Genomic DNA, 18,237 nt, shown 5'->3' with positions numbered 1-18,237 from the left:
CACCCCACCCCGCCCAAGGTCACGCTTTGGCAAAGTGGAGAGAGAGTGGGCTCGCAGGGAAATGGATGCGCCGGGTCCGTTGTTACGGGCTTCGGAGGCGCCGCACGCCCCGGCCAAGGCCGTAACGGCTAGGAGGTAGCCCGCAGTGAGCCAATACGTGTCCAGGCTCCGCAGCCGTCCCTACGGTCCGTTCCCGGGCCGCTCGGGGCTGCGTCTGCCGGGCGCGGCCCGCCGTCCGCGCCGGGTCGCCATGCTGAGCGTGCACACCTCCCCGCTGCACCAGCCGGGCACGGGCGACGCCGGCGGCATGAACGTCTACATCGTCGAGCTGGCCAGGAAGCTCGCCTCCCTCAACATCGAGGTCGAGATCTTCACCCGCGCCACCACCGGCACGCTGCCGCCCGCCGTCGAGATGGCCCCCGGCGTCCTCGTACGGCACGTCGACGCGGGCCCGTACGAAGGCCTGGCCAAGGAGGAGCTGCCGGCCCAGCTCTGCGCCTTCACCCACGGCGTGATGCAGGCGTGGGCAGGCCACCGCCCCGGCTACTACGACCTGGTGCACTCCCACTACTGGCTCTCCGGCCACGTCGGCTGGCTCGCCGCCGAGCGCTGGGGCGTCCCGCTGGTACACGCCATGCACACCATGGCCAAGGTCAAGAACGCCGCCCTGGCCACCGGCGACACCCCTGAGCCCGCGGCCCGCGTCATCGGCGAGACGCAGATCGTGCGCGCCGCCGACCGGCTGATCGCGAACACGGAGGAGGAGGCCGGCGAGCTGATCCGGCACTACGAGGCCGACCGGGGCAAGGTCGCCGTCGTCCACCCCGGCGTGAACCTGGACCGCTTTCGCCCCGCGGCCCCCGAGGGGCAGGGGACGCCGACCACGAACGGCACCACCCCGCCCATCACACCCGACACCTCCACCACACCCGACACCTCCGCCTCCCGGGCCGCCGCCCGCGCCCGCCTGGGTCTGCCGCAGGACGCCCTGATCCCGCTGTTCGCGGGCCGTATACAGCCGCTCAAGGCCCCCGACATCCTGCTGCGCGCCGTCGCCGTCCTCCTCGACGAGGAACCGTCCCTGCGGTCCCGCCTGGTCGTCCCGGTGGTCGGCGGCCCCAGCGGCAGCGGCCTGGCCAAGCCCGAAGGCCTGCAGAAGCTCGCCGCGCGCCTCGGCATCGCCGACGTCGTCCGGTTCCGTCCGCCGGTCGGGCAGGAACAGCTCGCGGACTGGTACCGCGCCGCGTCCGTCCTGGTCATGCCGTCCTACAGCGAATCGTTCGGCCTGGTCGCCGTCGAGGCGCAGGCCTGCGGCACCCCGGTCGTCGCCGCCGCCGTCGGCGGCCTCCCGGTGGCCGTACGCGACGGCGTCAGCGGCTTCCTCATATCGGGCCACGACCCGGTCGACTACGCCCGCGCCCTGAGCCGCTTCGCCCGCGACACGTCCCTGGCCGGCCGCATGGGCGCCGCCGCCGCCCGGCACGCCCGGTCCTTCGGCTGGGACACCGCCGCCGCCGCGACCGCGGAGGTGTACACCGCCGCGATGCAGGAACGCCGCCGTCACCTACGATCACCCCATGGCTGACGACGCGGCACGACAGGTGATCGAGGCGACGCTCGACGACGCCGGCCTGACGTGGGAATCACCGACCGACGGCACGTACGTGGTGACCCTGCCCGGCACCCGCAAGCTCTCCACGACCTGCTCACTGATCGTCGGCAGGCACTCCCTCTCCATCAACGCCTTCGTCGTCCGCCACCCGGACGAGAACCACGAGGCCGTGCACCGCTGGCTCCTGGAACGCAACACCCGCCTGTACGGCGTGAGCTACGCGATCGACAAGCTGGGCGACATCTACCTCGTCGGCAAGCTCCCGCTCGCGGCCGTGACACCGGACGAACTGGACCGCATCCTCGGCACGGTCCTGGAAAACGCCGACGGCAGCTTCAACACCCTCCTGGAGATGGGCTTCGCCTCCGCCATCCGCAAGGAGTACGAGTGGCGGGTGTCCCGGGGCGAGTCCACCCGCAATCTGGAGGCTTTCGGCCATTTGACGCGGAAGGCTTCGCAGTAGCGGGTTCCGGAGCAGGGGGGCGGGGGAACGGCTGCGGGAGTCGTCACGTACGAACCGGTCCTCTTCCGCCGCCGTACGAACACCGTAGTCACCGTACGAACCGGACCTCCGGAAAGCGGTCCGACGGCCCGTCCAGCAGCCCGCTGTCACGCCCCCGCAGCCACCGGTCGAAGAACGCCGTCACATACGCCCGCTGCGCGGCCACCGAGCGGCCCGGGGCGACCGTGCCCACCAGCTTCCCGACGGTCTTCCGCGGCAGCCCCGCCTCCCGGGCCACCTGCGGCACCAGCGACTGCGCGTCCGTGAAGCTCGCGTGCGCGGCGCCGGTCAGGGTGAGGTCCCGGTGCCACCCCGAGCTGTGGTCCCACACCGCCTTCCAGGACGCGACCGTGTGGTGGTCGTCGCCCTCCTTGCCCATCAGGAGCAGCGGACGGTCGAGCCCGTCCGTACCGACCGTCGACGGATTGGCCGGATCGTCGTCGCGCTGGGTGTAGCCCAGCACGCCGTCCAGGTTCGCCGCGGCCCTGATCCGGCGGTCGTCGTGCATGGCCTGCGCCGCCGTGAAGCCGCCGCCGGACTGGCCGAACATCCCCGTCGCACGCAGGTCGAGCGCCCCGCGCAGCGCCCGCGGAAGCGCCGCCGGCCGCGCCAGTTCGTCCAGGACGAAGCGGGTGTCGGCCACCCGTACCGCCGTCAGCTTCTTCAGCAGCGCGGTCAGCTGGGCGGGCCGCCGCACCTTCCCGGCCTCCTCCCGCATCCGGCTGTACGCGACCCGCCCGTCGGGGAACTGCACGCCGGGCGCCTCGTACGTGTGGTCGATGCCGACGACCACGTACCCCCGCGAGGCCAGCTCGTCGCAGAGCGTGCTGCCCAGCGTGCGCGGGTCGGCCGCGCCGGGCGAATAGAGGATCACCGGGAAGCCGTGCCCGCCGTGCCGCGCGAGCGGTGCGTCCTGGTGGGCGTGCGTACGGGTGGCGGCCCAGTCGGCCGTCCCCTTCGGGATGTCCGGCAGGAAGTTGTTCCAGGCGTCGAACGCGGCGGCCTCACCCGGCAGCATCTGCGGCGCGGGCGGGTGGCTCCCGGTCGCGCGCGCCGGGTAGCGGACGCTCACCATCAGCTCCCGGTTCGGCCGGTCCGCCACCCAGGGGTCGCGGCGGCTGCCGTCCACCAGGTGGAGCGAGGTGGTGCCCACTTTGTACGGGCCGGTCGGCGCGGGCAGCGTCATCCGCGCCGGAGCCGTGCCATGAGCGCCCGCCTGCGCGGCGCCACGAGCGCCGGTCTCCGCCACCCCCGCCCCCGAGGGCGCGCAACCCGGAACCGCCACAGCGGCAACAGCCACCAGCCCCGCCACCACACAGGCGCGTCGTGTGTACGTCGTCGTCATCCGGTCTCTCCCCGTCCAGGCCTGCCGCTCCCGGCCCGCCGGCCCCGCGGCTGTTGTCCCGGCCAGCCTTCCGGAGCCGCGAGCGCCGCGCGATCGTGCGGGCACCCCCATCCCCGGACCGGCCCGCACGAAGCCCGGCACCGCCACCCGCCCCGCCCGGTTCCTCCGGCACGCACATCACACCCACCGCGGCGAGCCCATGGCCGGAAGTGGATTACGCTCGAAGGCATGGCCGACGCACCGTACAAGCTGATCCTCCTTCGCCACGGCGAGAGCGAGTGGAACGCGAAGAACCTGTTCACCGGCTGGGTGGACGTCAATCTCAACGAGAAGGGCGAGAAGGAGGCGGTCCGCGGCGGTGAGCTGCTCAAGGACGCCGGCCTGCTCCCCGATGTCGTGCACACCTCCGTACAGAAGCGCGCCATCCGCACCGCGCAGCTGGCCCTGGAGTCCGCCGACCGCCACTGGATTCCGGTCCACCGCAGCTGGCGCCTGAACGAGCGCCACTACGGCGCCCTCCAGGGCAAGGACAAGGCGCAGACCCTGGCCGAGTTCGGCGAGGAGCAGTTCATGCTCTGGCGCCGCTCGTACGACACCCCGCCGCCGGCGCTCGCCGACGACGCGGAGTTCTCCCAGATCGACGACCCGCGCTACGCGGTCATCCCCAGCGAGCTGCGCCCCCGCACCGAGTGCCTCAAGGACGTCGTCGTCCGGATGCTCCCGTACTGGTACGACAACATCGTCCCGGACCTGGCCGCCGGCCGCACCGTCCTGGTCGCCGCCCACGGCAACTCGCTGCGCGCCCTGGTCAAGCACCTCGACGGCGTCTCCGACGCGGACATCGCCGGCCTGAACATCCCCACCGGCATCCCGCTCTCCTACGAGCTCGACGCCGACTTCCACCCGGTGAACCCGGGCGGCACCTACCTCGACCCGGAAGCCGCCAAGGCCGCCATCGAGGCCGTGAAGAACCAGGGCAAGAAGAAGTAAGAACCGCCGCGACCACGGCCCCTCAGCCGCACGTTCTGTGCGGCTGAGGGGCCGTGGTCTTTTCCGGGCCGTCCCCGGGCCCCGCGCACCGACCGTCCGGCGTCAGCCACCGTGGACAGCAGCCGTCCGCCCGTCCGCCCGGCATGCTGCACCACCCCTGATCGGAAACACCTGGAGGGTCTTACTAGGCGTTGTTTGAAAGAAACACTAATGATTCCGCGGGACGATCCCGGCTGTAGGAATTCAGCCAATCACGATGACGGGAGTGCCGAGATGTGTGGAATCTCAGGCTGGCTCGCGTTCGACCACGACCTGACCAAAGAGCAGGCGACGGTGGACGCGATGACCGACACCATGGCTTACCGGGGCCCGGACGCCAGGGGCACCTGGGTGGACCGGCACGTGGCACTCGGCCACCGCCGACTGGCAGTGATCGACATCGAGGGCGGCGCGCAGCCGATGCGTGCCGACACCCCCAACGGCCCGGTGGTCATGACCTACAGCGGTGAGGTGTACAACTTCACGGAGCTGCGCGAGGAGCTGCGCCGCCACGGCCACCGCTTCCGCACGACCAGCGACACCGAGGTCGTGCTGCGCGGTTACCTGGAGTGGGGCGAGGCCCTGGTCGACCGGCTCAACGGCATGTACGCCTTCGCGATCTGGGACTCCCGGCACGAGAAGCTGGTCATGATCCGTGACCGGATGGGCATCAAGCCCTTCTACTTCCACCGCACCGCCGACGGCGTGCTGTTCGGCTCGGAGCCCAAGGCCATCCTGGCCCATCCGATGTTCAAGCGCGTGATCGACACCGAGGGCCTGTTCGAGCTGCTGAGCGTGTGCAAGACGCCGGGAAACGCGATCTGGTCCGATATGCGCGAGGTCCGGCCGGGCAGCATCGTGGTGGTCGACCGCGCCGGTGTGCGCGAGCGGACGTACTGGAAGCTGGAGACCCGCGAGCACACCGACGACCTGGACACCACCGTCGCCACGATCCGTGACCTGCTCGGCGACACCGTGCGGCGCCAGCTCGTCGCGGACGTGCCGCAGTGCGTGCTGCTCTCGGGCGGACTGGACTCCAGCTCGCTCACGGCGCTGGCCGCGCGGGAGCTGGCCGAGCACGGCGACAAGGTGCGCAGCTTCTCCGTCGACTTCGCCGGGCTGGCCGACAACTTCCGGCCCGACAATATGCGGGCCACCCCGGACTCGCCGTTCGTGCACGCCGTGGCCGACCACGTCGGCTCGCTGCACGAGGACATCGTGCTGCCCCACACCGCGCTCACCGACCTTGACGCGCGCCGGACGGTCATGGCCGCGAAGGACTTCCCCAGCGGCATCGCCGACGTGGACGTATCGCTGTACATGCTGTTCAAGGCGATCCGCGAGCACTCCACGGTCGCGCTCTCCGGTGAGACGGCGGACGAGCTCTTCGGCGGATACCCCTGGTTCCGGGACCCGGTGGCGCAGCGCGCCGGCATCTTCCCGTGGATCATCCCCGTCATGTCCGCGTGGTCCGGAGCGAACCCGAAGGGGGCGCTCAACCCGGACCTGACGGCCGGGAACGGCCTGGTGACGTACCTCAAGGACCGGTACAGCGAGGCGGTTGCCGAGGTCGGGGTGCTGCCCGGGGAGGACACACAGGAACGGCGCATGCGTGTCATGAGCCACCTGCATCTCACCCGGTTCCTCCAGATGCTGCTCGACCGCAAGGACCGGATAAGCATGGCGGTCGGCCTGGAGGTCCGGGTGCCGTACTGCGACCACCGGCTGGTGGAGTACGTCTACAACACCCCGTGGTCGATGAAGAGCTTCGACGGCAGGGAGAAGAGCCTGCTGCGCGCAGCCGCCGGCGATCTGCTCCCGCGCTCGGTGGTGGAGCGGCTGAAGAGCCCCTACCCGGCCACCCAGGACGCGCGCTACGCGAGCGGGCTGCAGCAGATGGGCAGGCAGCTGCTCTCCGAGCAGGACCACCCGATCTTCCAGGTCGTCACCCGGACCACGATCGACGAGATGGTGAAGCTGGACCCGGCGACCATGCCGGTCCCCGCGCGCGAGCAGCTCGACCGCATGGTCGACATCGCAACTTGGCTGGACATGTACCAACCGGAGATCCGGGTGGCCTGACCGCCCAGAGCCAGCGGCCACACAGGGGCGAAAACGGACCTGCCGGACCCCGGGCAGGAGAAGTCGGTCCCCTGGCCTTGAGCCCCCTGCCTGCGGTCCTGCCGCGAGTAGGGGGGTTCTGGCCGGTGCTGGGCCGTCTTGTGCGGTCAGGTGCTCGTTCTGTTCCGAAGCAGCCGGCGTAGTCCTGTGCGGTGATGGCGCCACCGTTCAGGCACGCAAGGAGGGATTCGGTCCCCGAGGGAGCGTGGTCCACACGGCGGGCTCCCCGCCCGGCGTGGAGCGGGCCGGGTCCTGCCGTGCCGACGAGGGCCGGCACCCGCTCCGCCGGCTCCGGCGGAGCCTCGTACGTGATCACTTCGCTTCGTGCGGCACGCGTGTCGCAGATCAGCGGGCTTCAGCGTTTCCACGATCTCCTTTGGCGTGACGCTCCCGCTCACATTCCCGGGGCGCCCGAGCAGCCCCGCCCGGCCGACTGCCGAACGGGGCCCTTGTGTGTGCCGCGGTTGCGGCCGCGGCGGCCGCCGGAAGGGGGGGCCGCAACCGCGGTCGGACGTCAGCCGTAGCCGGCCTCGGGGGTCAGCTGCAGCCGCCGCCGCACTGGCAGGCGCCGCCGGCCTGGCAGCCGCAGGAGCAGCCGGGGCCGCAGGCGCAGTTGCCGGGGGCCGGGTTGGGGGTCGGGGCAGAGGAACGCGCCATGACTTGCCTCCTCGGGGAGAGGGCCATCCGAATGTCGTTCGCTATGTCGTTCGCTCTCCATTGGACGTCCGCCCGCCGAGGCGCATCAACGGCGCGTGGTGGCACGGCACGCCGCCGTACGGCTCCTGGCCGGAGCGTACGGGCCGTGCCGCGCGCGGCCGGGTGCTGCTACGCGCCCTCGACGGGCGCCGGCGGGGCCATCTCGTCCGCGTGTTCCCCGGTGACCAGGTAGACGACACGCTTGGCGACCGACACCGCGTGGTCGGCGAACCGCTCGTAGTAGCGGCCCAGCAGCGTCACGTCCACGGCCGTCTCGATGCCGTGCTTCCAGCGGTCGTCCATGAGGTGCTGGAAGAGGGCGCGGTGGAGGAGGTCCATCGCGTCGTCGTCCTGCTCCAGCTGGAGCGCGAGGTCGACGTCCTTGGTGATGATGACCTCGGCGGCCTTGGCCATCAGACGCTGGGCGAGCTGGCCCATCTCCAGGATCGTGGCGTGCAGGTCCCGCGGCACGGCCGTCTCCGGGAAGCGCAGCCGGGCGAGCTTGGCCACGTGCTGGGCCAGGTCGCCGGAACGTTCCAGGTCGGCGCTCATGCGCAGGGAGGTGACGACGATCCGCAGGTCGGTGGCGACCGGCTGCTGGCGGGCCAGCAGGGCTATGGCCCGCGCCTCCAGATCGCGCTGGAGGTCGTCGACCTTCTCGTCGGCGGCGATGACGGCCTCGGCCAGCTTCAGGTCCGCGTCGAGTATCGCCGTGGTGGCGCGCCCGATCGCGGAGCCGACGAGCCTGGCCATCTCGACGAGGCCCTCGCCGATCGAGTCCAGCTCCTCGTGGTACGCGTCCCGCATCAGTGACCTTCTCTCGGTTCGGGTGGTGGCGTGCAGCTCGGGGTGGTGATCTGTCGCCCGAAGTGGTGATGTCCGTCGCTCAGGGTGGTCGTCCGTCGCCCGGAGTGGTGAGGTGCCGCTCAGGGTGGCGTCCGCCGCCCGGAGCGCCGGGGTGCCGCTCGGGTGGTGATCTGTCGCTCGAAGTGGTGGCGTGGGGCCGGAATCCCCACGCTCCCACGTTCCGGCCGGAACGCGACCGGTTCTGCCATCCGGAATGAACCGGCGCCGACACCAAGGTGAACTCTGGGCGACGTATGTTCGATCGAGCCCTCGAACGGCTGGGGAAGTGTCACAGGCGACGCATAACCTGGAGTCATGAACGTGGATGCGGCCGTCGCCGCAGTGGCAGCGATCGCCGGATTGTGCACCGGCGTCTTCGCCATGCTGGCGTTCCGCTGGAGCGAGCGGGAACAGGCCAAGCCCACGCGTACGTCCCTGCACACCGACGCCGTCCTGCCACCCGGCGTGGACACGGTCCTGTCGGTGCTGCGCTCCTCGGCCGTCGTCCTGGACGAGGCCGACGCCGTGGTCAAGGCCAGCTCGGCGGCGTACGCCCTCGGCCTGGTGCGCGGCGGCAAGCTGGCCGTCGAACCGATGCTCCAGATGGCCCGCGACACCCGCCGCGACGGAGAGATACGCCAGGTCGAGCTGGACCTGCCGCGCAGGGGAACGGGCCGTGGCGGAGACGCCCTGGCGGTCTCGGCGCGCGTCGCGCCCCTCGGCTCGCGGCTGGTCCTGCTGCTGGTCGAGGACCTGACCGAGGCCCGGCGGATAGAAGCGGTACGGCGCGACTTCGTCGCCAACGTCAGCCATGAGCTCAAGACCCCGGTCGGCGCCCTGTCCCTGCTGTCCGAGGCCGTCATGGACGCGAGTGACGACCCCGAGGCGGTCGAGCGCTTCGCCGGGCGGATGCAGAACGAGGCCACCCGCCTGACCAACCTCGTCCAGGAACTGATCGACCTCTCCCGGGTGCAGAACGACGACCCGCTGGAGGACGCCGAACCGGTCCGGGTGGACGAACTGGTCGCGGAGGCGATCGACCGCTGCCGCCAGCAGGCGGGCAGCAAGCAGATCACCATGGCCGCGGCCGGCACCGCCGACCTGTACGTCTGGGGCAACCGCGGCCAGCTCGCCGCCGCCCTCGGCAACCTCGTGGAGAACGCCGTCAACTACTCCCCGGCCCGTACGCGGGTCGGTATCGCGGGCCGCCGTGTCCAGGCGCACGGGGGCGACCTGATCGAGATCGCGGTGACCGACCAGGGCATCGGGATATCGGAGAAGGACCGGGACCGTGTTTTCGAGCGGTTCTACCGCGTGGACCCGGCGCGCTCGCGCGCCACCGGCGGGACCGGCCTCGGCCTCGCCATCGTCAAACATGTGGCCGCCTCGCACGGCGGGGAGGTCACGGTGTGGAGCGCTGAAGGACAGGGCTCCACCTTCACCCTGCGTCTCCCGGAGGCCGGCGCCGTGCGCGACCGCGCGCGCACCGCCTCCGACCCTTCAGCGGATGGCCTCGACGAAGAGGACCGCCCGTACGAGACCTTCAACGATCCGCTCCCTGCTCATCCTGCCCCGGAGGTCCTTCCGTGACCCGAGTGCTCGTCGTCGAGGACGAGGAATCGTTCAGTGACGCCCTGTCGTACATGCTCCGCAAGGAGGGCTTCGAGGTCGCCGTCGCGGCCACCGGCCCCGACGGCCTGGACGAGTTCGAGCGCAACGGCGCCGACCTGGTCCTGCTGGACCTGATGCTGCCGGGCCTGCCCGGCACCGAGGTCTGCCGTCAGCTGCGCGGCCGCTCCAACGTCCCGGTCATCATGGTGACCGCCAAGGACAGCGAGATCGACAAGGTGGTCGGCCTGGAAATAGGAGCCGACGACTACGTCACCAAGCCCTTCTCCACCCGCGAGCTGGTCGCCCGCATCCGCGCGGTGCTGCGCCGCCGCGGGGAGCCTGAGGAGGTCACACCGCAGGCACTGGAGGCCGGGCCGGTCCGGATGGACGTGGACCGGCACGTCGTCACGGTCTCCGGCGGCAAGGTCGACCTGCCGCTGAAGGAGTTCGACCTGCTGGAGATGCTGCTGCGCAACGCGGGCCGGGTGCTGACCCGTATGCAGCTGATCGACCGCGTCTGGGGCGCCGACTACGTGGGGGACACCAAGACGCTGGACGTCCACGTGAAGCGCCTGCGCGCCAAGATCGAACCGGACCCGGGCGCGCCGCGGTACCTGGTCACGGTCCGCGGCCTGGGGTACAAGTTCGAGCCGTAAGAAGCGCGAGCCGTACGGGCGGGAGCCGGCCGTGGCGATGAGGCGGCCGTGGTCATGAGGCGGCCGTGGTCATGAGGCGGCCGTGCGGCTCGGCCTGCCCTCAGCGCCCGGAGCCGTTGCGGCGCGGCGTACAAGAGCGCCGTGCGGGCCGGAATCCTCTCCGGGCCGCACGGCGCTGCCGTGTACCTGCTGTACCTGCTGCACCTGTGACGCCTGTGCTGCCTGTGTGCTGCCGGCTGCGGTGCCGGCGCCGCGCTGTGCCGTAGTGCGGTCGCCCTACGCCGTCCAGCGCCGCGCCGTGGGCGTCAGCGTTCGGCGTCGGGCGACTGGCCGCCGCCGGGCGTCGTGGGCGCGCCGGGGGTGCCGGATGGCGTGGACTTGCCCGGCGTGCCGGCCGAGGAGGAGGGAGAGCCGGACGGGTTGGCCGTGTTGGACGGCGACGGCACCTCGCTCGGGCCGTACTCCTTGAAGTAGGTCTTCGCCGGGACGACGAACGCCCGCAGGACGACCTTGCCGGCGCCGCTGAAGTCGAAGGTCACGGACTGCGCGTCGCCGTTCTTCACGGACTCGCTGCCGTCGTTCAGTACGGCCGAGGGGTTGCCCTGGCCGCCGATGACGACGGAGCCGCCGGCCGGGATCACGATCGGCCCGGAGCCCTTGGCGGGCGACAGCTTCGCTTCCTTGTTCGCGCCGTCGACCTTGATGGACTCCAGCGTCTGGTCCTTGCTGCCGTTGTTGAAGACCGTCGCGGTCACCGCGGCCGGGCCCTTGGCGTCCGGGTCGGGCTGGGTGACGACGGAGGCGTTCTGGATCTTGAGGTCGCCGACGCTGGTCGCGGCGTTGTCCGGCCTGACCTGGAGCGTCTGGGCGTCGTTCCCGGCTCCGCACGCGGAGAGCGTGGCGATCGAGAGCGTGAGGACGGTGGCGGCGAGGACGCCGCGTCGAAGGCTGCGGCTCACGGCGGCGGCATCTCCTTGGACGAACTACGGCGGCCGAACTTCGAGCCCGGTCGCGGATGGGCGGCTGGGCGGCCCGTGCGGTCGCCGTGTCGACGTCCGCGTAAAGCCGCCCTAAGGGTGTGTCAGCGCCGCTAGGTTACCGAGCCGTCCCCGGGCCGCCGCACCCGACCCGCCCCCAGGACGATCACACCCTCGTCACATACCGTCGCAGCCCGTCCCGACGCGCCGCGACGGCCCGCCGCCGTACGGCCGTACGGCCGAATGCCGCGCCCCTCGCCGAGCAGGTTCCGAGACAGTTCACGGGGGCGCTCCGACGAAGCGCGTTGAAGCTCGTAGAAGTCTGTGACCTGCGCCTGGAAGAAACCCGAATATCCGGCAAGCGGCCGTTCGGGTGAAGCCCGGCCGGTTTCCCCCGAGGTAAATCGGCATTCGCAGGGAATGCGCCGGCTTCCCGTAATTGATCACGTACGGCGGCCGGTGCGTGGTGATCGCGTGGTGAACGCCCAGTGATCAATTCGCGAAACGGCGGACACCCGCCCTCCCGAACCGAACGGAGTAGCGGAACTGCGACATCCGGATTCCGGCAAAACGGGACGTAAGGTTTGCGCTTCGGGTGCTTCCCGGGGTGTGACGTACGTGTTTCAGGCCGCGCGCGAAGCGCCTCCGACCTGCGAATTCCTGCACCCGGAGGGCTGTCGAAGCACGTTCCGGCCGTTGTTGTCAAGCCCCGAGATATGCCCTGACCTGCGAAAACGCCATTCAGAACGGCCCGTTCCCGTGTTAGCATGGATAGCCACGGAAGGGGTACCTGTCACATGACGTTCAAGGTTGGCGACACCGTGGTCTATCCCCATCACGGGGCCGCGCTGATCGAGGCCATCGAAACTCGCCAGATCAAAGGCGTGGACAAGACCTACTTGGTGCTGAAGGTCGCCCAGGGCGACTTGACTGTTCGTGTGCCAGCGGACAATGCGGAGTTCGTCGGCGTGCGAGATGTGGTCGGCCAGGATGGGCTGGACCGGGTCTTCGAGGTGCTGCGCGCACCGTATGCCGAAGAACCGACGAACTGGTCCCGTCGTTACAAGGCCAATCTGGAGAAGCTCGCTTCGGGCGACGTGATCAAGGTCGCCGAAGTGGTGCGTGACCTGTGGCGTCGTGAGCGGGAGCGCGGTCTCTCCGCCGGTGAGAAGCGGATGCTCGCCAAGGCCCGCCAGATCCTCGTGAGCGAACTCGCCCTCGCGGAGAACACCAACGAGGACAAGGCCGAGGCCCTGCTCGACGAGGTCCTCGCGTCCTGACGACGTATGTATGCCGCGGCGCCCGAGTGGCGGCCGACTCCGGCCAGGAGCGGTCAGTTGCCGGGCGCTGCGGCATATCTGCACCTGTGCCCGACTGTGTACCCATGTGTGGATATGTGCCCGTGTACGGAGTTCGCACACCCGCGGAAGCCGTGCACCAGCAGCGAACTGTGTGATCGTTCCCCGTGGTGACCGCCCCCGTGCTCGTCCCCGTCCAGAACCGCCGTCTCGCCGGCTTATGGCGTGCCGGGCTCGGGCAGCTGTCCCGACCGGTGTCACGGAAGGGTCCGGATCGGGGCGTCGCGCCCGGCACACTGCGGCCATACCCATGTCGGCTCAGGAAACAAACCTGTCTGCGCTAATTCCGGGGTCTCCCCGGGCCTCGGAGCAACCGATGTCAGACGTATCCCCAGATTCCGTCAACCCCTCCGGCGCGCCCCGGCTCCGCACCGCGGCCGTGATCCCCGCCGCCGGGCGTGGCGTGCGGCTCGGGCCGGGCGCCCCGAAGGCGCTTCGAGCGCTGGGCGGCACACCCATGCTCGTCCACGCCGTACGCGCGATGGCCGCCTCCCGTGCCGTCTCCGTCGTCGTGGTCGTCGCCCCGCCGGACGGCGCCACCGAGGTCCGCAACCTGCTGGACCAGTATCCGCTGCCCGAACGCACCGACCTGGTCGTCGTGCCCGGCGGCGAAACCCGCCAGGAGTCCGTACGCCGCGGCCTGGAGGCGCTGCCCGAGGCCGTCGACGTGGTGCTGGTGCACGACGCGGCCCGGCCCCTGGTCCCCGCCGACACGGTCGACTCGGTGATCGCCGCCGTACGGCACGGCGCCCCGGCCGTGGTGCCGGCGCTGCCGCTCGCGGACACCGTCAAGCAGGTCGAACCGCGCACCGGCGAGCGGACCGGCGAGCCGGAGCCCGTGGTGGGCACCCCGGAGCGCGCCCGGCTGCGCGCCGTACAGACGCCGCAAGGCTTCGATCGGGCGACCCTGGTCAAGGCGCACGAGGCGGTCACTCTCCAGGGTGACGGCGCGACCGACGACGCCGGAATGGTCGAGCAGCTCGGCGCACCCGTCGTGGTGGTGCCCGGACACGAAGAGGCGTTCAAGGTGACCCGCCCGCTGGACCTGGTGCTCGCCGAAGCCGTACTCGCCCGTAGGAGGGCCACCGATGGGTATGTATGAGCCACGGACGCAGCTGATGCCGCTGGTGGGCGTCGGCACCGACGTGCACGCCTTCGAGAAGGGCCGCGAACTGTGGGTGGCCGGGCTGCTCTGGGACGACGCGGCGAGCGACGGCTACGGCCTCGCCGGGCACAGCGACGGCGACGTCGCCGCGCACGCGGCCTGTGACGCGCTCTTCTCGGCCGCCGGCGTCGGCGACCTCGGCGCGCACTTCGGCACGAGCCGCCCGGAGTGGTCCGGCGCGTCCGGGGTGACGCTGCTCGCCGAGGCCGCCCGCATCGTACGGGCCGAGGGCTTTCTGATCGGCAACATCGCGGTGCAGGTCATCGGCGTACGCCCGAAGGTCGGCAAGCGGCGCGCCGAGGCCCAGAAGGTCCTGTCGGAAGCGGCCGGCGCGCCGGTCTCGGTCTCCGGCACGACCTCGGACGGCCTGGGCCTGACGGGCCGCGCGGAGGGCCTGGCGGCGGTTGCCACGGCGCTGGTGCTGCCCGAGGTGGGGTAGTGGGGTAGCCGGTGGCGGGGGAGCCGGGCGGTGCGCGTCGTGGGAACCCTGCGCGGCGTAGGGGACGGGAACTCTGTGCGGCGTACGGGAGTTGAGCAAGGTGACCGGGGGTTCGCGGTCCGTGCCCCCACAGCCGTACGGGAAGGAGCCGCCGTGTCAGCCGCACCGGAGGCAACCGGCGCGCCGATCGCGCCGGCCGGGCCGACCGCACCGCCCCCGTCGGCCCCTCCTGCCGCGCCGGGCGCACCGGCCGCCCTGCCCGGTGCCCTCAAGGCTCTCCTCGACAGCCCGGTTTTCGCCACCGTGGCGACGATCCAGCCCGACGGCAGTCCGCAGCTGTCCCCGGTCTGGGTGAAGCGGGACGGCGACGACATCCTGTTCTCCACGACCGCGGGCTGCCGCAAGGCGCACAACCTCCGGCGGGACCCCCGCGTGACGGTGCTCGTGCAGCCGTCCGACGCTCCGTACACCTACGCCGAGATACGCGGCTCGGCCGCCCTGAGCAGCGCGGACGGCCGGGAGCTGATCGACGAGCTGTCGCACAAGTACACCGGCAGGCCGTACGCGGAGTTCAACCCCGGCGTGCCGGACGACGGTGAGCGCGTCGTCGTACGGATCACCGCGCGCAAGGTGGTCGCCCGGCTCTGAGGAGCGCCCGGCTCCGAGGTGCGCACGCGCCGGGCCAGGCGTCCGTACGCGCAGGGGCGGTCGGTCGTACCAGCCGGGCCGGACGTCCGTACCAGCCGGGCCGCTCGTCCGTACCCGCCGGGTCGGGCATTCGTACACGTCAGCCGTCGCAGTGCCCGCACGCGTCGCCACCGCAGGCAAAGTGTCACGCTTATGTGTCCGTGGCCCCGGGGGTCGCGGGGCACTGTCCGGTTCGGACTACCCTTGTTGCGTGACTATTCGGCTGTACGACACCAGCGCCCGGCAGATTCGCGATTTCACCCCGCTCACGCCGGGCTGTGTCTCGATCTACCTGTGCGGCGCGACCGTACAGGCCGCCCCGCACATCGGGCACATCCGGTCGGGACTGAACTTCGACATCATGCGCCGCTGGTTTCTCCACCGCGGCTACGGCGTGACGTTCGTCCGCAACGTGACGGACATCGACGACAAGATCATCAAGAAGGCCGGCGAGCAGGGCCGCCCGTGGTGGGCCATCGGCTACGAGAACGAGGTCGCCTTCAACACGGCCTACGACACGCTCGGCTGCCTGCGCCCGACCTACGAGCCGCGCGCCACCGGCCACGTCCCCGAGATGATCGAGATGATGCGGGGCCTGATCGACCGCGGCCACGCCTACGCGGCGGACGGCAACGTCTACTTCGACGTGCGCTCCTTCCCCGGCTACCTGGAGCTGTCCAGGCACGAGCTGGACAACCTGCTCCAGCCGTCCGCCGAGGGCGAGACCGGTAAGCGCGACCCGCGTGACTTCGCCATGTGGAAGGCGGTCAAGCCCGGCGAGCCCAGCTGGGAGACCCCGTGGGGCCGCGGGCGCCCCGGCTGGCACCTGGAGTGCTCGGCGATGGCGCACAAGTACCTCGGCAGCGCCTTCGACATCCACGGCGGCGGCGTCGACCTGATCTTCCCGCACCACGACAACGAGATCGCGCAGGCCAAGGCGTACGGCGACGATTTCGCCGCCTACTGGTGCCACAACGCGTGGGTCACCATGAGCGGCGAGAAGATGTCCAAGTCGCTGGACAACTCGGTGCTGGTCTCGGACATGGTCAAGCGCTGGCGCCCGATCGTGCTGCGCTACTACCTGGGCACCCCGCACTACCGCTCGATGATCGAGTACAGCGAGGAGGCGCTGCGCGAGGCCGAGTCCGCGTTCGCGCGGATCGAGGGCTTCGTCCAGCGGGTGGTGGAGAAGGCCGGGACGGTCGAGCCCGCCGCCGAGGTGCCACCGGCCTTCGCCGAGGCGATGGACGACGACCTCGGTGTCCCGCAGGCGCTCGCCATCGTGCACACCACCGTCCGCCAGGGGAACTCCGCGCTGACGGCCGACGACAAGGAATCCGCCGTCGCCCGCCTGGCGGAGGTCCGCGCCATGCTCGGCGTACTGGGCCTGGACCCGCTGGACGAGCAGTGGTCGGGCGGCGGCACGGACCGTGGCGAGGATCTGCACGGCGTCGTCGACTCGCTCGTCCGGCTGGTCCTGGAGCAGCGCCAGGCGGCCCGCGCCCGCAAGGACTACGCGACCGCCGACGCCATCCGCGACCAGCTTCAGCAGTCCGGCCTGGCCATCGAGGACACTCCTTCGGGCCCGCGCTGGTCGCTGTCGTGAGGCAGGCCGTGTCGTGAGTCGAGCAGTGTCGTGAGGCAGGCCGTGTCCTGAGCCGGGTTCTTCCCTGAACCGTCGGCCGGAGGGCGGGCCGCGGTCGCGGCCCGCCCGTACCGATGGGTGCCGGTTGGCCGTACCGGCCGCCTCCGGGCGACACTTCTTGCAGAGGCACAGCAGACGCATGGCACAGGACAGCAGAGACGCACCAGTCACGCGTCGAACACGCGTGGGGCACGCATCGGGCGTGCACCGGGCACACACATCCGTACGTACGTATCCACTCCACGTCGCGAGACGTCGAGAGCAGTGAAGAGACAGGTGACCCATGGCCGGCAACAGCCAGCGCAGGAACCGCCGCACGTCCAACAAGAAGGGTATGCAGGTCGGCAGCGGTGGCCAGCGGCGCCGGGGCCTGGAAGGCAAGGGCCCGACCCCGCCCGCGTCCGCGCGGAAGGGGCATGTGAAGAACCGCATCGCCAACGCCCAGGCCAAGCAGGCGGCCAACCGGCGCCCGGCCCCGCGGCGCGGCGGCGCCAAGGGCACCTCGGAGCTGGTCGTCGGCCGTAACCCGGTCTTCGAGGCGCTGCGCGACGGCGTGCCCGCGACGACGCTGTACGTGCAGCAGTTCATCGAGAACGACGAGCGGGTGCGCGAGGCCCTCCAGCTCGCCGCCGACCGCGGCAACATCAACCTGATGGAGGCGCCGCGCCCCGAGCTCGACCGGATCACCAACGGGCTCAACCACCAGGGCCTCGTCCTCCAGGTGCCGCCGTACGAGTACGCGCACCCCGAGGACCTGGCGGCCGCCGCCTTCGACGACGGCGAGGACCCGCTGATCGTGGCGCTGGACGGCGTCACCGACCCGCGCAACCTCGGTGCCGTGGTGCGGTCCGTCGCCGCGTTCGGCGGGCACGGCGTGGTCGTGCCCGAGCGGCGCGCCGCCGGCATGACCGCCGGCGCGTGGAAGACCTCGGCCGGCACGGCGGCCCGTACGCCGGTCGCCCGCGCCACGAACCTGACGCGGGCCCTGGAGGGCTACCAGAAGGCGGGCATGACCGTCGTGGGCCTGGCGGCGGACGGCGAGATGGAGCTCCAGGACCTGGAGGTGCTGGACGGCCCGGTCGTCATCGTCGTCGGCAGCGAGGGCAAGGGCCTGTCGCGGCTGGTCGGCGAGACCTGCGACGTCCGCGTACGCATCCCGATGCCGGGCGGCGCGGAGTCGCTGAACGCCGGTGTCGCGGCGGGCGTGGTGCTGTGGGAGGCGGCGCGGCGGCGGGGGTGAGTGTCCCCCCGACCGATCGGTGATCCGGTGAGCCGCCTGGTGGCCCTGTGACGCGGTGATCCGGTGATCCGGTGGGGTGGTGAGGGCGCGCGGACGGGGGCACCGGACCGCGCGCCCGCTCTTTCGCCCGGTACCGGGCGGGCTCTGCCGACGTACCTCCCGCTCTCGCACAGGCGCGCGAAAGATCACCCGAAAGAGTGTTCGGCAGCGCTAGGGAAGGGACCTGCGACCGCCATGTCAGGGCGGCCATGTGGAGGTCATCCGTAAGACCGCCGGTGATCCGGCGCCCCCTTGACGGGCCTCGGACA

At 71.2% G+C, this 18,237-nt stretch carries 15 protein-coding genes; 12 read left to right on the top strand and 3 right to left on the bottom strand.

The window, feature by feature from the left end; translation table 11 throughout:
• Positions 1–145 precede the first annotated feature (145 nt).
• Entirely contained in the window at positions 146–1,585 is a 1,440-nt protein-coding gene (locus ACFV57_RS10435; RefSeq protein ID WP_385228287.1) for a glycosyltransferase, read from the top strand.
• The gene (locus ACFV57_RS10430) at positions 1,578–2,075 is read left to right on the top strand and encodes a YbjN domain-containing protein (protein WP_385228284.1); all 498 of its coding nucleotides are present in this window, start codon (positions 1,578–1,580) and stop codon (positions 2,073–2,075) included. The genes ACFV57_RS10435 and ACFV57_RS10430 overlap by 8 nt, the downstream gene beginning before the upstream one ends.
• Before the next feature lie 88 nt (positions 2,076–2,163).
• Here the strand turns inward: ACFV57_RS10430 and ACFV57_RS10425 are convergent, their stop codons facing one another.
• Positions 2,164–3,459, bottom strand: a complete 1,296-nt coding sequence (locus ACFV57_RS10425) for an alpha/beta hydrolase family protein (protein WP_385228281.1) — start codon at positions 3,457–3,459, stop codon at positions 2,164–2,166.
• A gap of 228 nt (positions 3,460–3,687) precedes the next feature.
• Between ACFV57_RS10425 and ACFV57_RS10420 the strand changes: the two genes are divergently transcribed.
• Entirely contained in the window at positions 3,688–4,449 is a 762-nt protein-coding gene (locus ACFV57_RS10420; RefSeq protein ID WP_385228278.1) for a phosphoglyceromutase, read from the top strand.
• 273 nt (positions 4,450–4,722) lie between these two features.
• The gene (asnB, locus tag ACFV57_RS10415) at positions 4,723–6,570 is read left to right on the top strand and encodes an asparagine synthase (glutamine-hydrolyzing) (protein WP_385228275.1); all 1,848 of its coding nucleotides are present in this window, start codon (positions 4,723–4,725) and stop codon (positions 6,568–6,570) included.
• A gap of 864 nt (positions 6,571–7,434) precedes the next feature.
• Here asnB and phoU read toward each other — a convergent pair.
• Positions 7,435–8,112: a phosphate signaling complex protein PhoU gene (phoU, locus tag ACFV57_RS10410; protein WP_385228272.1), complete on the bottom strand. Its 678-nt coding sequence runs from the start codon at positions 8,110–8,112 to the stop codon at positions 7,435–7,437.
• A 354-nt stretch (positions 8,113–8,466) separates the two neighbouring features.
• Here phoU and ACFV57_RS10405 point away from each other — a divergent pair, with 354 nt between their 5' ends.
• Positions 8,467–9,741, top strand: a complete 1,275-nt coding sequence (locus tag ACFV57_RS10405) for a sensor histidine kinase (protein WP_385228269.1) — start codon at positions 8,467–8,469, stop codon at positions 9,739–9,741.
• Positions 9,738–10,418, top strand: coding sequence for a response regulator transcription factor (locus tag ACFV57_RS10400; protein ID WP_003981262.1), 681 nt, complete (start codon positions 9,738–9,740; stop codon positions 10,416–10,418). Before ACFV57_RS10405 ends, ACFV57_RS10400 begins: the two co-directional genes overlap by 4 nt.
• A gap of 305 nt (positions 10,419–10,723) precedes the next feature.
• Here ACFV57_RS10400 and ACFV57_RS10395 read toward each other — a convergent pair whose 3' ends face one another.
• Entirely contained in the window at positions 10,724–11,377 is a 654-nt protein-coding gene (locus tag ACFV57_RS10395; RefSeq protein ID WP_385228265.1) for a DUF461 domain-containing protein, read from the bottom strand.
• An 815-nt stretch (positions 11,378–12,192) separates the two neighbouring features.
• Between ACFV57_RS10395 and ACFV57_RS10390 the strand changes: the two genes are divergently transcribed.
• The 6 genes from ACFV57_RS10390 to rlmB all read left to right on the top strand — a co-directional run bounded on the left by ACFV57_RS10390 (position 12,193) and on the right by rlmB (position 17,929).
• Positions 12,193–12,675: a CarD family transcriptional regulator gene (locus ACFV57_RS10390; RefSeq protein WP_003953493.1), complete on the top strand. Its 483-nt coding sequence runs from the start codon at positions 12,193–12,195 to the stop codon at positions 12,673–12,675.
• A 394-nt stretch (positions 12,676–13,069) separates the two neighbouring features.
• The gene (gene ispD, locus ACFV57_RS10385) at positions 13,070–13,855 is read left to right on the top strand and encodes a 2-C-methyl-D-erythritol 4-phosphate cytidylyltransferase (protein WP_385228262.1); all 786 of its coding nucleotides are present in this window, start codon (positions 13,070–13,072) and stop codon (positions 13,853–13,855) included.
• Entirely contained in the window at positions 13,848–14,357 is a 510-nt protein-coding gene (ispF, locus tag ACFV57_RS10380; RefSeq protein ID WP_385228259.1) for a 2-C-methyl-D-erythritol 2,4-cyclodiphosphate synthase, read from the top strand. The genes ispD and ispF overlap by 8 nt, the downstream gene beginning before the upstream one ends.
• Positions 14,358–14,612: 255 nt before the next feature.
• On the top strand, positions 14,613–15,005 hold the full coding sequence (locus ACFV57_RS10375; protein ID WP_385228559.1) for a PPOX class F420-dependent oxidoreductase: 393 nt from the start codon (positions 14,613–14,615) through the stop codon (positions 15,003–15,005).
• A 250-nt stretch (positions 15,006–15,255) separates the two neighbouring features.
• Positions 15,256–16,650, top strand: a complete 1,395-nt coding sequence (cysS, locus tag ACFV57_RS10370) for a cysteine--tRNA ligase (RefSeq protein WP_385228256.1) — start codon at positions 15,256–15,258, stop codon at positions 16,648–16,650.
• A gap of 322 nt (positions 16,651–16,972) precedes the next feature.
• The gene (rlmB, locus tag ACFV57_RS10365; RefSeq protein ID WP_385228253.1) at positions 16,973–17,929 is read left to right on the top strand and encodes a 23S rRNA (guanosine(2251)-2'-O)-methyltransferase RlmB; all 957 of its coding nucleotides are present in this window, start codon (positions 16,973–16,975) and stop codon (positions 17,927–17,929) included.
• Positions 17,930–18,237 lie beyond the last annotated feature (308 nt).

Origin of the sequence: Streptomyces sp. NPDC059788, assembly GCF_042732265.1 — a bacterium.
In the GTDB taxonomy this organism is placed as follows: domain Bacteria; phylum Actinomycetota; class Actinomycetes; order Streptomycetales; family Streptomycetaceae; genus Streptomyces.
This window is presented reverse-complemented; position numbering and strand designations above follow the sequence as displayed.

What these genes read in the sequence shown, in the direction of transcription:
- ACFV57_RS10420 (WP_385228278.1), top strand. Translation starts at nt 3,688, where the DNA reads ATGGCCGACGCACCGTACAAGCTGATCCTCCTTCGCCACGGCGAGAGC.
- phoU (WP_385228272.1), bottom strand. Translation starts at nt 8,112, where the DNA reads ATGCGGGACGCGTACCACGAGGAGCTGGACTCGATCGGCGAGGGCCTC.
- ispD (WP_385228262.1), top strand. Translation starts at nt 13,070, where the DNA reads ATGTCAGACGTATCCCCAGATTCCGTCAACCCCTCCGGCGCGCCCCGG.
- rlmB (WP_385228253.1), top strand. Translation starts at nt 16,973, where the DNA reads ATGGCCGGCAACAGCCAGCGCAGGAACCGCCGCACGTCCAACAAGAAG.
- ACFV57_RS10430 (WP_385228284.1), top strand. Translation starts at nt 1,578, where the DNA reads ATGGCTGACGACGCGGCACGACAGGTGATCGAGGCGACGCTCGACGAC.
- ACFV57_RS10390 (WP_003953493.1), top strand. Translation starts at nt 12,193, where the DNA reads ATGACGTTCAAGGTTGGCGACACCGTGGTCTATCCCCATCACGGGGCC.
- asnB (WP_385228275.1), top strand. Translation starts at nt 4,723, where the DNA reads ATGTGTGGAATCTCAGGCTGGCTCGCGTTCGACCACGACCTGACCAAA.
- ACFV57_RS10425 (WP_385228281.1), bottom strand. Translation starts at nt 3,459, where the DNA reads ATGACGACGACGTACACACGACGCGCCTGTGTGGTGGCGGGGCTGGTG.
- ACFV57_RS10405 (WP_385228269.1), top strand. Translation starts at nt 8,467, where the DNA reads ATGAACGTGGATGCGGCCGTCGCCGCAGTGGCAGCGATCGCCGGATTG.
- ispF (WP_385228259.1), top strand. Translation starts at nt 13,848, where the DNA reads ATGTATGAGCCACGGACGCAGCTGATGCCGCTGGTGGGCGTCGGCACC.